At 34.5% G+C, this 695-nt stretch carries 2 protein-coding genes; both read left to right on the forward strand.

The window, feature by feature from the left end:
• Positions 1-187 (forward strand): hypothetical protein (locus V7149_RS19515; RefSeq protein ID WP_335347260.1); only part of this gene is annotated, 187 nt, incomplete at its 5' end.
• Between the two features lie 226 nt (positions 188-413).
• Positions 414-647 carry a hypothetical protein gene (locus V7149_RS19520; protein ID WP_335347261.1) on the forward strand — a complete coding sequence of 78 codons (234 nt, stop codon included), beginning with the start codon at positions 414-416 and terminating at the stop codon, positions 645-647.
• Positions 648-695: the final 48 nt, after the last annotated feature.

The raw sequence follows: 695 nt of genomic DNA on the forward strand, positions 1-695 counted from the left end.
GGGCGCGATTGTGGAAGAATTAGTAAAGAACATTTTTATTATAAATACAACCGATTTTATGACAAATGTTACAACTAGTAAAGGACTTTCTTTTTTCCATTATTTTAATGTTATTGATTTTAAAAGGATTTTTATAACATTTAGTAAAGAACTATTTTTTCATCCAACATGTGTTGTACACACCTAAAAAACATTGGACTTAAATAAAAAACATGTCCTTAAATAAAAAAGTATGGTTGAGATCGAAGGAAAAACGGGAGAAAATCCTGTTGTTCTCTCGGTCTTTTTTGCATGAAAAAAGCGGGAAGAAAAGCCTGAAAAGGCTTGAAAAACAAGGAGAAAAGCAAGAAGTTAAACAAGAGCAATCCTGATTGAAATCGTTCATTTCACTTCGATTTTGGACAAAGTTTTTTATGTCTGCGACCATGGAATTCGGTACAATCTTGAGTGAAAGTGGGGGAAACGGCAGGACAAACTTTTTTCGATTCCATAAGATGGAGAAAGGGCATGAGCATAAGCAGGCCAAGGGTTTGAATGGGGCAATGCAGGAGATGGAAGTCGGACAAACCATTTTACGTGGGAACATAAGCATCCTCATCGTATTTATTGAAAAACCGGGCAAACACTGCCCGGTTTTGATAGATTAAATTAAGTAGAAATTGAGAAGAAATAAGTTGAAAATAAAACAAACGAAA

The sequence above is a fragment of the Bacillus sp. JJ1503 genome, from assembly GCF_036965125.1.
GTDB lineage: Bacteria > Bacillota > Bacilli > Bacillales > Cytobacillaceae > Cytobacillus.